This is a genomic window from Cryobacterium lyxosi (assembly GCF_004403345.1).
Classification (GTDB): Bacteria; Actinomycetota; Actinomycetes; order Actinomycetales; family Microbacteriaceae; genus Cryobacterium; species Cryobacterium lyxosi.
In genome coordinates this window covers 130,730-145,501 of the sequence record NZ_SOGT01000002.1, presented here as the reverse complement: position 1 = coordinate 145,501, position 14,772 = coordinate 130,730, and the positions used below count along the sequence as shown (strand labels likewise).

The window sequence follows — 14,772 nt, the reverse complement described above, 5'->3', positions numbered from 1 at the left end:
CACAAGAGGCATAACCGGAATGCGTGGTAGTCCATCTTCGCCAGGCGTTGAAAGACCCACCCCTGCCCCCCAGGGCGCTTTTCGCACGACTACCCGCGTCGTCGCTGCGGGGATGGCCGTCGTGCTCTACGCCGGACTCGGGCTCGGGTCCGCGATCAGTGCTAGCGCGGTCGTCGCGCCGGTCGGCCAGGGCTTTACCGTGACGACCTCGGACCTCGCCTACATTCTCAAACAGATCAAGATCGCCGAAGCCCACGTGGCCAACACCACCTCGGCTACCGGCCCGTGCGGCGCCCTCGTTGGTACCGGTGCCAATCAAATCGGCAGCCCGCTGCTCTCGCTCGGACTGCGCACCGTGGACGGTTCCTGCAACAATCTGCAGCCTGGCCAGGATCAGTTCGGTGCCGCAGACCAGGTCTTCCCGCGCCTCGCGAAGCCGACCTTCTCTCCAGCGGATGTCACTCCTTCCAGCTTCGGACCGCCAAACCCGACCTCTTATACCCAGAAGAAAGGCCTGATCTTCGACAGTGAACCGCGCACTGTCAGCAACCTGATCGTCGACCAAACCTCGACCAACCCAGCCGCCATCGCTGCCGCCGGAAACCCGGTGCGCACCCAGGGCAATGAGGGTGTCGTGGCCTGCACGACCGACCCGAGCCCGGACGTGCCGTTCGGCGTTCCCGCAGGCTGTATCCCGTCTAATGAGACGTTGTTCATGCCGAACGTGACGACGGATGTAGGCCTGTCTCCGCCGTACAACTCTTTGTTCACCCTCTTCGGCCAGTTCTTCGACCACGGTATCGACCAGACGGTCAAGGGCGGCGGCACGGTCTTCGTGCCCCTCAAGGCGGATGACCCGCTGCGCGTTTCCGGCCCCGACGGCATCGCCGGCAACGGCGATGAAGTACTCGCAAGTCAGGCTTTCATGGTGCTGACTCGGGGACAGAACCAGCCTGGCCCCGACGGCGTCACCGGTGACGACCCGGCCACCGCGGCCGACGAGAGTGCCGATGATGTGCAGGATGCCCTCAACACGGATTCGCCCTGGGTCGACCAAAGCCAGACCTATACTTCACACCCTTCGCACCAAGTGTTCCTGCGCGAGTACGTGACCGAGGGTGGTCATCCCGTTGCCACTGGCAAGATGCTCGGCGGGCCTACCGGACCCTCCGCCGGAGGCATGGCCACCTGGGCTACAACGAAGGCCCAGGCTGCCAATGTTCTTGGCCTTCTGCTGACCGATCAAGACGTGCTCAACGTGCCGATGCTCGCAGCGGATGCCTACGGCAAGTTCATCCCCGGGCCCGCGCGCGGTATGCCGCAATACGCCACCGCGACCGGTCTGGTCGAGGGTGACACGGCCAGCCCCGTGCCCGTTCCGGCTAACGCGCTGTATTTCAAAACCCCATTTCTGACCGACATCGCGCACAACGCGGAGCCGAAGGCTGGACTGACCCCGGACAGCAACACCACGGCCTCCGCGGACTTCGCCAGCCAGCCGGCCGGGACCTACGACGATGAGATGCTCGATACTCACTTCATCGCCGGTGATGGTCGTGTCAACGAGAACATCGGACTGACCGCCATTCACCAGGTATTCCACTCGGAGCATGACCGCCTGATCGGCGACATTGAGAAAACCCTGACCAACGACACCTCCGCCAAGGGCATTGCAGCCTTGGCCGAGTGGAAACTGGCCAGCGGAGCGGCCGGATGGAACGGCGACCGCCTGTTTCAGGCTGCCCGCTTCGTCACCGAGATGGAGTACCAGCACCTCGTGTTCGAGGAGTTTGCGCGCAAGGTGCAGCCCGGTATCAACCCGTTCGAACCCTTCGCATTCACGCAGACCGAAATCAATCCGGCAATCACGGCTGAATTCGCTCACGCGGTGTATCGCTTCGGTCACTCCATGCTGACCGAAACCATCTCGCGTCGCAACGAGGACAAGCCTGGAACTGACGGAGTGTTCGGCACGAGTGACGACGTTCTGGGCACCCAGAACGATGTCTCGCTGCTCAAAGGGTTCCTTAACCCACCCGCCTATACCGACGGTGGACCCGATGGTCAACTGACCTCTGAAGAGGCGGCGGGCAGCGTCATCATGGGCATGAGTGATCAGGTCGGCAACGAACTCGACGAGTTCGTCACTGACACCCTGCGCAACAACCTGCTCGGCCTGCCGCTCGACCTGGCATCGGTCAATATGGCCCGTGCACGTTCGGAAGGTGTGCCGCGGTTGAACGTTTTTCGTCGCGATCTGTTCAACAAGACCAACGACGGCGCGCTCAGGCCGTACACAAACTGGATCGACTTCGGTGAAAACCTCAAGCACCCGGAATCGCTGATCAACTTCGTGGCCGCCTATGGTCAGTTCCCCACCATTACCGGTGCGACCACGCTCGACGGCAAGCGTGATGCTGCCCGACTGATCGTCAGTCCCGACGCCCTGGCCGGAGAGTTTTCTCCGGACGGTGCCATGGACTTCATGAACAGCACGGGAGCGTGGGTGAACTCGGGCACGCACTCGATCACCGGTCTCGACGACGTCGACCTCTGGGTCGGCGGCCTCGCTGAGATGACGACCCCGTTCGGTGGCCTGCTCGGCACGACGTTCAACTATGTGTTCGAGAAACAGATGACCGACCTGCAAAACGGAGACCGGTTGTATTACCTCGCCCGCACGCCCGGCATGAACCTCCGCACCCAGCTGGAGGGCAACTCGTTTGCCGAACTCATGATGCGCAACACCACGGCGCACACCCTCAAGGCTGACCCCTTCGCCACGGCCGACTGCAAGTTCGAGCTGAAAAACCTGGCGGGAACCGTCGAAGGGTTCGCGGCTTCGGGCAACACCGTCGCGAACGATCCGCAATCTGAGTGTAACGAGACGGCGCTTCTGATTCGCATGCCTGACGGCACGATCAAGTACCGTGCCCGCAACACGGTCGACCCCGCCGGCATCAACGGCCAGGCCGTCTATAACGGCACGGGCCAGGTGGATCGGATCTACGGCGGCAACGACAACGACACCTTCTGGGGTGGTCTCGGTAACGACCTCATCGAGGGCGGAGGCGGTGCCGATGTGGCTCTTGGCGGTGAAGGCAGTGACATCATCACCGACGTCGCCGGAGACGATGTACCCAAGGGCGGTCCTGGCAACGACGCGATCGATGCCGGCCCCGGGCTCGACATCATTATGGGTGGCGAAGGCAAGGACTTCACGAACGGTGGAGCCAATGCCAACACAACCTTCGGCGGCGCCGATGACGACTTCATCATGCTCGGTGAAAGCCTTGATGCAGCCTTGGGAGACGGTGGCGACGACTGGGAAGAGGGCGGCAATCAGCCTGACCTCATGATCGGAGACAGCAGCAACCTGTTCTTCCTGGACGACTCACAGAAGCCGGGGAACGACTTCATGATCGGTCAGGGCGGCGACGACGACTACGACATGGAGGGCGGCGACGACATTGGCGTCGGTGGTCCCGGCATTGAAAAGGTCGCGGGCGGTTCCGGCTACGACTGGTCGACTGGCCAGGGTGACCCCCAGGCTCAGGACTCCGATCTGGCTCTACCGATCGCTCCGCTGGACATCCTGCAGGTCGGCGTCCGCGACAAGTACAACGAAGTCGAGGCACTTTCGGGCTGGAAGCTGAATGACACCCTTCGCGGTGACGACCGGGTTCCCAGCGCCGTGGGCGGCGGCGGCTTTATCGGCTGTGACGTTGTGGACCAGGCCGGAGTAGACCGCATCGCGGGCCTCGACGCGCTGATTCCAGAATTCACGACCACGCTGGCATCCGTTGTTGCGGTGTCGGCACAGGGCGACTGCCCGATCCTGACCGGTCCAAACGTCTGGGGCGCCGGCAACGTGCTCCTCGGCGGCGGGGGCAGTGACCTGATCGAGGGACGAGGAGCCGATGACATCATTGACGGTGACGCGTTCCTCAGCCTTCGCCTGAGCGTTCGGACCAACCCGAGCGACTCGGCGACGGAGATCGGCAGTGCCAGCATCACCGGCACGAACCAGAGTGCAATGGCCAGCCAGTACCTCTCCGACGGCGCTGGTGGATTCTTCGGTCCGACCCTGCAGCAAGCTGTCTTCGCTGGCTCGGTCGACCCGGGTGACATCGTGGCGGTACGCGAGATCCTTTATGGATCTGGGGGCATTGACACGGCTCGGTTCTCTGGACTGACCAGTGACTATGCGATCACCACCACCGGTGGCGATGGCACGCTCGGCTCGGCCGGATCGACCACGACCGTGCTCGACAACCGCGGTACCGACGGTACCGACACCCTGCGCAACATCGAACGCCTGCAGTTCAGTGACACCGTGGCCCCGGGAACCCCCACTACAGTCTCTGCGGTCGCCGGCAACGGTGAGGCGACTGTCGACTGGGTATCCTCCCCGACCGGTATCCCCACCAGCTTCTCGGTGAAGGTGCTCGATTCGGCCGGAGTCGAGGTGGGTGCGCTGCGTTCCGCACCGGCAACCGCAGTCGACCTTATTGTCACCGGGTTGACCAACGGTTCCAGCTACACCTTCCAAGTGTCGGCGACCAACGCGGAAGGAACAAGCGCATTCTCGGCTTCGTCCAACGTAGTGACACCGTCGGCGCCGGTCGTGCCGGTCGTGCCCGGCGCGCCAACGATCGGTACCTCGGTCGCTGGTAATGCCGAGGTCACCGTGAACTGGTTGGCACCGGGCGCGGTTCCCAATGCCCCGCCGGTCACCGGCTACGTCGTTCGCACTTTCATCGGAGCGGGCTCGACGGCTACCGGCACCACGACCGTGGCTGATGTCACGAGCACGGTGATCGAGTCGCTTACCAACGGAACCGGCTACACCTTTGATGTCGCCGCGATCAACGAGGTCGGTACCGGAGCGCCCTCGGCTCGTTCGGAGGTCGTCACACCGACCGCGCCGGTCGTGCAGGAGGTGGCTGGAGCTCCGACGATCGGAACCTCGGTCGCGGGGAATGCGTCGGTCACCGTGAACTGGGCTGCCCCGGCACCGGTCGCCAATGCGGAACCGATCACGGGGTACCGGGTTCGCACCTTCATCGGTGCTGGCGCCACGGCCACGGGCACCACAACGGTGGCGAACGTGACCGCCGCGGTGATCGGGTCACTGACGAACGGAACCGGGTACACCTTCGATGTTGCCGCGATCAACGCGGTCGGTACCGGAGCAGCCTCGGCTCGCTCGATTGTCGTCACGCCGCGCACGGAGTTTGTGCTGCCGACCGTGACAACGCGCACCCCGGCAGCGGGTACTCGTTCGGTCAGCCAGACCGGCAACCTGACGGCAACGTTCAGCGAACCGGTCACGGGCGTCAGCCGCACGACGTTCGTGCTTCGGCTTGGCGCCACGGCGGTCTCCGCCTCGGTGTCGTACAACGCCACGACTCAGGTCGCGACGCTGAACCCGAGCGCGACCCTGCTCGCCGACCGCACCTACACGGCCACCCTCTCGGGGATCCGTGACGTGGCGGGCAACACGATGGTGGCTAGCTCGTGGACCTTCATCACAGGCCCGGCTCCGAGGATCCAGAATAGGACTCCCGCACCCGGAGCTGTCGCGGTACGCCGAAACGCCAACGTCATTACAACCTTCAGTGAAGACATCACCGGAGTCAACGCCACCACGGTTCGTATTACGCAGGTCTCCACCGGGGCGGTCGTCACATCGGTGGCAGCGTTCAATGCCACCACCAACGTGTTGACCATCAATCCCTCGGTGAGCCTCAGCTCCAACGTTCAATACCGGGTCACAATTACCGGCGGCAACACGAGCGTTCGGGACCTGGCGGGTAACCCCCTGGTAACGAGTACGTGGACCTTCACGACCGGCGCAGCGCTCTAACCGAACACCAGCAACAACTCGAAGCCGGCCGGCGATTGGATCTCAGTCGCCGGCCGGCTTTCCCCATGTTCTGCAGTACAACGAACATCAGTGGAAAGCCTTGCGGAGAGGTCATGACGTCACGCAGGAACGCTCTCCAGCTGGGCGCATTCGGTGTGCTTGGTCTGATCGAAATGGATGATCTCGGTGACTATGGCAGCTTGATCGGTGCCGGAACGCCGGGTGGAGGCCGCGTGGACATGGCCACAGAGCCCGAGCCGGCCGCGATAGCCGTCGCTGGTCGGGGTCATGCTTTCTGCGAGGCGGCGCCGGGCGGTCGACTAACGCGAGCGAACCGGAGCTGCACGATCGAGAGTAGCCATGACGGAGGTACCGCGGCCTGCCCAGGAGCGAACCTCAAGCGAGCCGCCGGCAACATAGACGGTGTCGCGCATGATGCGCAGGCCCAGATGGTTGTCGGGGGGATCGGCACTCAAATCAAAGCCGCAGCCATTGTCATGAATGAGCAAAATGGTGCAGTCATCGTCTTGCATCAGGGTGAGCTCGAGAGTGCTGGCCCTGGCATGTTTGACGGTGTTGGCGAGCACCTCCCTGGCCACTCGGTAGAACATCGCTGACCGGTCGCGGTCGAGGTCGCAATTGGGCGGCACGGTTAGCTTCACCTGAATCCCTTGCTCGAGCAACGGTGCGGTGAGGCGGGCCAGTGCTTCGGGCAGCCCAAGTTCTTCCAGGTCGGGGGGATACAGTTCGGTCGTCATGGCTCGGAGGGTGCGCACGTTCTTCTGGAGGATGGCCTTCGCCTGGCTGAACAATGGACGATTCTCGGGCGAGGAGTGCATCTCCTCAGCCTCGAGGGCATAAGACAAACCGGCCAGATCTTGAATGACTTCGTCGTGCAGGTCGCGCGCAATACGCTGGCGTTCGAGATCAGAGGCGTCGATCGCATGCTGCAACAATTTACGCTTGGTCGATTGATGCTTTTGGATGCGGCGAGCCAGCTGCACTGCCGGAACGAGCTGGGCGAGTTGGAGGGCACCCAGCGCAAGCAGGAACGCCGGGATGAGCCCGAGCAGTGCGGAATTCTGTTCCTGACGCACACCATCGACGTTGAAATAGGCCTCAAGAACAAACGTTTCACCAGTGGAGGCGATTGTCGGCACGTAGACCTCGACGAGTTCGCCCGAATCGGCTTCATGTCGGTCATCGGGAGATGTCTGCGTTTCCAGAGTGGCCCGACCCTTGCCATCGGCCAGCATTTCGAAGGTCCAGCTGGGCAGGGGGAAGGTCTGACCGATCAACCGCGGCAGATCGGAATAGACGATGGTGCCGTTGGTATCCCACACTTTGACGCGCACCATAGAACCGTCGGCGATGCGCGGGGCGAGCCGTTCGTCGAGCTGTCGACGCGCACCGGGGTCGCCGTCAATGACGGCATCAGTGATCAGCGGCCCGATCGAGTAGTCGGCCAGCCGGTGGGTGAGCAGCACCGCGTTGGCCATGGCGTTATGTGCGGACTGCGCGCGTACCCAGAGCGATACCGGCACAGCGACCAGCACCATCGCGATGAGCCCCATGAGCAGAAATCGCTGAACCGCGGCGCGAACCCCGGAGCCTTCGGCGGCCTGAGCGTCGTCGTGCCAATTGGGCAGCGACGAGCCCGGCCGCCGTTTAGACATGCTGGGCCGGTACCAAGCCGAGTCTGGTCGCGATCACAACGGCCTCCAATTGCGAGTGTGCGCCGAGCTTGCCCAGGATTGCCTTGACATAGCCACGGCAGGTGTTCTCCGAGATGCCAAGAACTTTGGCGTTGGCGCGCACGTCGGAGCCTTCGCCCATGAGCCGAAGCACGGCGAACTCGCGCTTGGTCAGCTCGGGAAAGGGGATCTCTTCGCTGCGCTGGCGGCGTCGGGCGCTGAGCAGCCCGACAAGGGACGGATGCACGATGAAGCCACCGTTACGTGCGTGCCGCAGGGTGTCAAGCACCGTCGCGAGCGATCCGTCCTTGGGCAGGAACGCGCACACCCCGATCGCGGCGGACTGCTCAAGGGCCTCGAGGGCAGGGTCGCCTGTGAGGATGACGATGCGGGTATTCGGCGCGCGGGCGAGAATGGCGGCGGCCGCAACGAGGCCACTGCCGTCGGGCAGGTGGTAGTCCATGACGACGACGTCGGGGAGCAGCTCTAAACAGGCGGCGATGCCGCTGGCCACGCTGTTGGCCGAACCTACGCTGCACAAATCGGGTTCGCGATTAAGGGACCCGATGAGCAGTTCGGCGAACGTAGTGTGGTCGTCGACGATGAGTATGCGGATTTGTCCCGTCGTCGTTTCAACCACCGGGATGGAACCGGTCAGGGATGCGGTAGCGGTAGTCCCCTGCGCGCTGGGTTCGATCGGGGACATCTGCGCGGTCATGTGCGGAGACCTCTCTGCCCGTTCGTGAGCTTCCGTAGCGTGGGAAGACGCCGTACTTTTCCAATTGACGAAGTCAGTATCAGGAGAAGCGCAGTTTTTGTCGAGGGCTTACTCTTTGCCCCCCCATATGGTAGGTCGGCGCGCGCAGGCGCGGCCAGCTCAAGCGCGAGCGACGGCGCGTCGCAGAAATGACGTGACAACATCAGTAGCCTCCTGGAGGGAATCCTCGACCGGCTCTGGGCGAGGATGATTAGTGGTGGCACGGCGCAAGGCCGAGCCGCTGGCGGATGACACTCGGAGTTGGTCGTGCAACGTGATCAGGGCGGAAAGCACGTCGGCCAGGTCGCCGTCCCCATCGGCTGTCGCGTGCAGCAGCCGCAGCTGGGCGGCGCGCAGAATCGGGCCGGGAGCGCAGCCCAACTCGTCCTGCATCGCACGACGACACCGGTGATAGGCCTGAAGCCCTTCGGCGTGACGCCCGCTGGTCTCTAATCCCAGGATAAGGGCCGTCCATGCCCGCTCGTTCAGTGGTTCGTCGATCAGCGCGAGATTCGCGAAAACGAGGGCGTCATCGATGCGGTGCAGGACGGCGGCGATTTCCGAGGTGAGAATGCGGGCGCTGGTTAGGCGAGCGGCGTGCAGGTTTCGGGCTTCTGACGCCCAGGCCGGAATGAGTTCGTCGCCGAGAAGCGGTGCGTCGGCGAGGTTCAACGCCCGCAACAACAGAGGGTAGGCGAGGGTGGGTTCGGTCCTCTGCGCTCGCTGCAACAGTACGTCGAACTGGTCCAGGTCGACGTCGACCAGGTCACGGTCCAATACGTAGCCGCCAGTGGTGGTTTTTAGCGGACCGAATTTTCCCGCGCCCGGCTGCAGATGCCGACGCAGAACACTCACGTAGCTTTCGAGGGTGGGCAGCGCCTCGACCGGAGCATTCGCGCCCCAGAGCATTTCAATCAGGCGGTCTTTGGAAACGGGCAGCCCGAGGTGAACGAGCAGAATTTCGAAGATCTGGCGGGGTTTGGGTCCGCCCAGCTGGTGAGCGTGCAGTACGACCGGCCCCCGTCGAACGCTGAGGTTTCCAAACACGTGCACGTTCAGGTGGATCACAGTTGTCGCGGTTGGCTGTTTTCGTATGTCGAATCCGGTTGTCATTACGACCTCCACTGTTGGAATACGACCATGGTGCCCGCTTGTCGATGAGCGGGGTAGCCGCGTGTGGAGTAGGCGTTTACCCCCAATTTGAGGGAGGTTTTCTCAGAGCGCCGTGTGGTGCCCGGTTCCACGAGATAAACGTGTCCCGGTGAGCCCGAGCAGCATGCGCATGCGCGTGCGCATGCGCACGCGGAGGCGGAGGCGGATGCGCGTGCTCTTGCTCGCGCGATCAGCCTCCAGCCAGCATCAGTTTTGGCGCGTCGTCAGCACCCGGAGTGGCAGGTATACCGAGCTGCCCAGTCGGGCAAACTCGGCCGATTTCTCGGCCACGCCGGCATCGATGGCCTCGATGGCCTCGAGGCTGGTAGGGCCGTTCTCTTCGGCGTAGACACGCACATCCGCTGAAATGCGCATGGAACAGAAGTTGGGACCGCACCTGCTGCAGAAGTGGGCGGCCTTGGCCGGGCCAGCCGGAAGCGTTTCGTCGTGGAAGCTCTGCGCGGTGTCTGGGTCGAGAGAGAGCGCGAACGGGTCGGTCCAACGGAACTCGAACCGGGCCCGGCAGAGAGCGTCATCGCGTTCCTGGGCACGGGGATGCTGTTTGGCCGGGTCCCTCGATCATCACCATAACGCTGATCGCGGCGCCAGATACGGGTGGGCGCCAGTTTCAGAGGGCGCGAGGAGCGATAGCTGGCGCAATGAACGAGCGCGGGGAATCGCTCAGCGAGCGAGAGCGGCCAACTCGGCGCGGGTCGAGGCGCCCACCTTGCGCAGCAGATTGGCCACGTGAAACTTCACGGTGTTCTCGCTAATAGTCAGCGCCTCGGCGATCGCTTTATTGCGTGCGCCAGACGCCACGAGCTCGAGCACGCCGCGTTCGCGCGGGCTGAGCCCCCAGGTCGCAGCGGCAGAAACGGATGCCGTGGGCGCGTCGAGCGGAAGTGACACCGCTAGCTCGGACCCCCAGCCGGCGGTCGCCTCGACGTTCAGGGTTCCGCTGAGCGCGACGACACGGGCGGCGAGCTGACGCACACTGGGAACCTCCCCGTTGAGATCGCCCGGTCCGTCGTCGCGAATGCGAATGAGCAGGTTGCTGCCGTCGCAGTCCCATTGCACACGAACCCGGGCGACCCCGGCCTGCTCGACCAGGGCGAGCACGGCACCGCGCACGATGGCGCGGGCTTCATGGGCGACCTCACCGGGAAGGGCGCGCCCATTCACCGGTGGCTCGATGAACTGTACGTCGAGGTCGCCGAAACGTACGAGCGGGCGTAGATCGTCGCGCAGGCGTTCGAAGGCCTGCGCGACGGGTTCCTCGGTCAGGCTGCGATCGAGGTCACTCACCGCGCGCAATGCGACCATCGCCGCGGCGGCCAGCTCGGTGGCTTTCTGGCGGGCGGCCGTGTCACTCGTGCTTTTCGAGCGCAGCACGGCCAGCAGGGTTTCCAGCGTGGTTGCGTGCGCGTCGGTTAGGTCGGCGATGAGTTTGGAGCGTTCGGCCGCCGCGGTGCGCGAGGTCTGCGCGGTTTGCCCGGAGGAACCGGCGGCGTGAGTGCCGGGCTCTCGGGAGGTTGCGTAGATCGTCATAGGTCCAGCCTACCCGGGCCATCCCTGATGCCCGCTCATAGCTATCCGTTTGGATAGTTAAACCGTCCTTTTGGTGGGCAGCACTCCCGCTCGAAGGAGTGGAGTATTGACCTATGACCGAAATGACAACCACCCCCTCTGCAGCGGATGCTCTTGGCCTCATTTTTGCCGAGAACAGTCACGTCGTGAACGCGCTGCGGTCTGCATCCGCTTCCTCGCTCGACGAGGCGGCCACCGCACTCGCTGCGGCTCCCCGCATATTCGTGCTGGGTGCCGGTCGCTCCGGACTGGCGCTGAAGATGACCGCGATGCGGCTGATGCATCTCGGACTCGACGTGCACGTTGTCGGCGAGGTGACCAGCCCGGCGATCGCTTCTGGCGACCTGTTGCTGGTCGCGAGTGGCTCCGGGACGACGGGCGCCATTGTGCGAGCCGCCGAGACGGCGCAGAGTGTGGGCGCGAACATTCTCGCGCTCACCACGGCTCCCGAGTCGCCGCTCGGGCGCCTCGCTGCGGTGACCGTGGTTATTCCGGCCGCGGCCAAGCAGGACCATGCCGGACAGGTATCGGCCCAGTATTCGGGCGGTTTGTTCGAGCAGGCCCTGTTGCTCGTTGGCGATGCCCTGTTTCACACGCTCTGGCAAGCGAGCGGGGCCACGGCCGAACAGCTTTGGCCGCGTCACGCCAACCTCGAATAGGGCGCGAACCCTTCCAAAAACTTTCCACTCTTAGTCACTAAAAGAAAGCAGAAACCCATGAAGCTCCAGGTAGCAATGGACGTATTGACCACCGAAGCAGCACTCAAGCTGGCTGCCCAGGTTGCCCCGCACGTCGACATCATCGAGCTCGGCACCCCGCTGATCAAGGCAGAGGGCCTGCGCGCCGTCACTGCGATCAAGGCCGCTCACCCCGACAAGATCGTCTTCGCCGACCTCAAGACGATGGATGCCGGCGAGCTCGAAGCCGACATCGCGTTCGCCGCCGGCGCCGACCTCGTGACCGTACTCGGCACGGCTGGTGACAGCACCATTATCGGAGCGGTCGCCGCCGCGACCAAGCACGGCAAGGGCATCGTCGTCGACCTCATCGGCGTCGCCGACAAGGTCACCCGTGCCCGCGAGGTCACCGCGCTCGGCGCGCAGTTCGTAGAGATGCACGCCGGTCTCGACGAGCAGGCCGAGCCCGGCTTCTCGCTCGCAACACTGCTCAACCAGGGCGAGACCGCCAAGGTTCCCTTCTCCCTCGCGGGTGGCGTGAACCTGTCGACCATCTCTTCGGTGCAGCGCGCCGGAGCAACGGTCGCCGTTGCCGGCGGAGCAATCTACGGCGCCGAGGACCCGGCCGCTGCTGCTGCCGCCCTGCGCGCCGCGATCATCTAGTCCCAGCGTTTAATCTGGTGCCGTCCCGCTTCTGCTGGGCGGCACTGTCGCGTTAAGCGGAGGTCCACACCCGCCTTCAAGCCCGGACGGGGCCCGGGCCCCGTCCGGAGACGAACTGGCGAACTGGCGAACTGGCGAACTGACGAACTGACGAACCGGCGAACTGGCGAACTGGCGAACTGACGAACTGGCGAACCGGCGAACTGGCGAACCGGCGCAATGCATTCGTGCGCAACACGCGCGGTGAAGAGAACGGGCGCCGCCGTTGGCCGCAGGAGATCGACCGGCTGATCGAACTCGGTCAGGAAAACCTCGACGACATTGAGCTGGCGGTGGCCGACCTCGGACTTGACTGCTCAGTTTGAGTGCACCGGAACCATCGACCTGGCCATCGAGGAACACCAGGGTCAGTGGTTGCACGAGGAGAGCACCGACGAGAATACGGTGTGTCTCGATGCGACGGCCGTACAGGCCGCGGTAGCGTCGTCAACCAATCTCGCCGGGGTGCGGTTCCGCCACAAATGGGCCGGTGCCATCGACACCTCAACCTGGTTTTGCGCCTTTTTCGGGCAGGCTCGCGGCGGGCGCATCAGCTACGCCGCCGGATTCACCGGTCTTGGCGGCGGCGCGGCGCACTTCGCCGCCGGGTGGTACTCGATCAGCTGGCTGGCCGCACCACGGAACGCACTGAACTGGCTATGGTGCGGGGCGTCCACTTTCGTTTCCGCCGAGCCGATCGCATCCGCTGGAATTCAGGCCACCCGGTGGGCGCTCAACCGCGCCGACCACAACCGGGAAAAACATAATGTCTTACTCACGAGCTTCGACGCGCGGAGGCTCGGCTTCGACTTCTAGGGGCGAGGTCTCAGCCCAGCAGTAACCGACCCAGCTGGTCGGACGAATACACCACGGCTGTCGCGGCTGCGGCTTCGGCGGGAGAGCCGTAGCCCCACTCCACGAGAATGGCGGGAATGCCGTTGGCCTGAGCGCCGATGGCGTCATAGCTGCGGTCGCCGACCATGACCGCGCCGCTGGTGTCGACGCCGGTCGCAGCGAGACGTGCCAGGGCTTCGGCGACGATGTCGGACTTGTGGCTGCGGGTCTCGTCAGCGGAGGCACCGACCGTTGCCGTGAAGTACTTCGCAAGATCGAAGTGCGTGAGAATGGCGATCGCACTCAGTTCGGGCTTGCTGGTGGCCAGGGCGAGGGGGATGCCCGCAGCGTGGATGCGCTCGAGCAGGCCCGCAATGCCGGGAAAGACAGCTGTATCCAGTGCGGCGGCACCGTGGTACTCGGCCCGGTAGACCGCGATGGCCTCGTGGGCTTCGTCGGGGGTCATGCCTGCGTATTCTTGGAAGGCGTCGAGCATGGGCGGGCCCACGTAGGCGAGCAGTTCGGCAGCCGAGGGAACGGGGCGGCCGAGCAACGTGAAGGTGCGGGCCAGAGAGCTGGTGATAGCCGGGGCGGAATCGGTGATGGTTCCGTCGAGGTCGAAGAGGATGGCGCTCCAGGTGCGCGTTAGAGTGGGATTCACTTAAAATAGCCTAGGCGATCACCGTATAGTTACCCCATTTACCCATTTTTTCTCAGCTTTTGCCCGGTTAGTATGTGTCGGCTTGGGCTGCGCGGCGAGTTAGAAGAGCTTCGAGGCCGTGTCGTCGAGTCCGCGCATGGCGTCGTAGTCGAGCAGCAAGCAGCGAATACCGCGATCTTCGGCCAGTCTGCGGGCCTGCGGCTTGATCGTCTGCGCGGCGAAAACCCCGCTGACCGGCGCCAAATGCGGGTCACGGTTCATTAATTCGAGGTAGCGCGTGAGCTGTTCGACGCCGTCGATGTCACCGTTGCGTTTGAGTTCGACGGCGACCGATCGGCCGCTCGCGTCCTGCGCGAGAATATCGACCGGCCCGATCGCCGTCATGTATTCGCGGCGTACACAGGTGAATCCCTCACCGAGCAGATGGATATGCTCGGCCAGCAACTTCTGCAGGTGCGATTCGGCGCCGTCCTTGATCAGGCCGGGGTCGATGCCGAGCTCGTGCGCGGAGTCGTGCTGAACGTCGTAGACGCTGACCACGAGTTGGTCGGCGGTCTTGGCGTGGGTGACCGTCCAGAGGGCGGTGATGCCGGCATCCGCTTGATCACTGTCGGGTTCGGAGATGGTGACCGAACAGGGCGGGCTCATCCAGTTGAGCGGCTTGTAGGAGCCGCCGTCGGAGTGCACGAGCACACTCCCGTCGGACTTGATCATCAGCAGGCGGGTGGCCAGCGGCAGATGCGCACTGAGACGCCCGGCATAGTCAACGGAGCATTTCGCAATTACAAGGCGCACTGGTCGAGTTTACGGCCTCAGGTCGTTCGTGACAGTCCGGATCT

Annotated in this window: 12 protein-coding genes and 1 pseudogene; 5 read left to right on the top strand and 8 right to left on the bottom strand. The window is 64.0% G+C overall.

What is annotated here, in order from left to right:
- Positions 1-19: 19 nt before the first annotated feature.
- The gene (locus E3T27_RS01650) at positions 20-5,869 is read left to right on the top strand and encodes a peroxidase family protein (protein ID WP_166786058.1); all 5,850 of its coding nucleotides are present in this window, start codon (positions 20-22) and stop codon (positions 5,867-5,869) included.
- A gap of 119 nt (positions 5,870-5,988) precedes the next feature.
- Here E3T27_RS01650 and E3T27_RS16400 read toward each other — a convergent pair whose 3' ends face one another.
- From E3T27_RS16400 to E3T27_RS01625, 6 genes and pseudogenes are all read right to left on the bottom strand, one after another.
- The gene (locus tag E3T27_RS16400) at positions 5,989-6,159 is read right to left on the bottom strand and encodes a hypothetical protein (RefSeq protein ID WP_166786057.1); all 171 of its coding nucleotides are present in this window, start codon (positions 6,157-6,159) and stop codon (positions 5,989-5,991) included.
- A 30-nt stretch (positions 6,160-6,189) separates the two neighbouring features.
- A complete protein-coding gene (locus tag E3T27_RS01645) occupies positions 6,190-7,545 on the bottom strand; it encodes a sensor histidine kinase (RefSeq protein WP_134571362.1) in 1,356 nt (451 codons plus the stop codon).
- Positions 7,538-8,281: a response regulator transcription factor gene (locus E3T27_RS01640; RefSeq protein WP_104197227.1), complete on the bottom strand. Its 744-nt coding sequence runs from the start codon at positions 8,279-8,281 to the stop codon at positions 7,538-7,540. Before E3T27_RS01640 ends, E3T27_RS01645 begins: the two co-directional genes overlap by 8 nt.
- 159 nt (positions 8,282-8,440) lie before the next feature.
- Positions 8,441-9,433, bottom strand: coding sequence for an AfsR/SARP family transcriptional regulator (locus E3T27_RS01635; protein ID WP_134571361.1), 993 nt, complete (start codon positions 9,431-9,433; stop codon positions 8,441-8,443).
- A 246-nt stretch (positions 9,434-9,679) separates the two neighbouring features.
- Positions 9,680-10,045, bottom strand: a pseudogene (locus tag E3T27_RS01630) (phosphomethylpyrimidine synthase ThiC); the annotation flags it as partial.
- Positions 10,046-10,153: 108 nt separating this feature from the next.
- Complete coding sequence (locus tag E3T27_RS01625) at positions 10,154-11,020, bottom strand: helix-turn-helix transcriptional regulator (protein ID WP_134571360.1); 867 nt, start codon at positions 11,018-11,020, stop codon at positions 10,154-10,156.
- 113 nt (positions 11,021-11,133) lie between these two features.
- Here E3T27_RS01625 and hxlB point away from each other — a divergent pair, with 113 nt between their 5' ends.
- The 4 genes from hxlB (at position 11,134) to E3T27_RS01605 (ending at position 13,254) form a co-directional block, all read left to right on the top strand.
- The gene (gene hxlB, locus E3T27_RS01620; protein ID WP_420898029.1) at positions 11,134-11,718 is read left to right on the top strand and encodes a 6-phospho-3-hexuloisomerase; all 585 of its coding nucleotides are present in this window, start codon (positions 11,134-11,136) and stop codon (positions 11,716-11,718) included.
- A gap of 57 nt (positions 11,719-11,775) precedes the next feature.
- A complete protein-coding gene (gene hxlA / locus E3T27_RS01615) occupies positions 11,776-12,399 on the top strand; it encodes a 3-hexulose-6-phosphate synthase (RefSeq protein ID WP_104197223.1) in 624 nt (207 codons plus the stop codon).
- Positions 12,400-12,626: 227 nt separating this feature from the next.
- Positions 12,627-12,764, top strand: coding sequence for a hypothetical protein (locus tag E3T27_RS16395; protein ID WP_166786056.1), 138 nt, complete (start codon positions 12,627-12,629; stop codon positions 12,762-12,764).
- Positions 12,748-13,254, top strand: coding sequence for a hypothetical protein (locus tag E3T27_RS01605; protein WP_134571359.1), 507 nt, complete (start codon positions 12,748-12,750; stop codon positions 13,252-13,254). The genes E3T27_RS16395 and E3T27_RS01605 overlap by 17 nt, the downstream gene beginning before the upstream one ends.
- Before the next feature lie 10 nt (positions 13,255-13,264).
- Here E3T27_RS01605 and E3T27_RS01600 read toward each other — a convergent pair whose 3' ends face one another.
- Both E3T27_RS01600 and nucS read right to left on the bottom strand, forming a co-directional pair.
- On the bottom strand, positions 13,265-13,933 hold the full coding sequence (locus E3T27_RS01600; protein WP_104197221.1) for an HAD hydrolase-like protein: 669 nt from the start codon (positions 13,931-13,933) through the stop codon (positions 13,265-13,267).
- Between the two features lie 99 nt (positions 13,934-14,032).
- Entirely contained in the window at positions 14,033-14,728 is a 696-nt protein-coding gene (nucS, locus tag E3T27_RS01595) for an endonuclease NucS (protein WP_104197220.1), read from the bottom strand.
- Between the last annotated feature and the right edge of the window lie 44 nt (positions 14,729-14,772).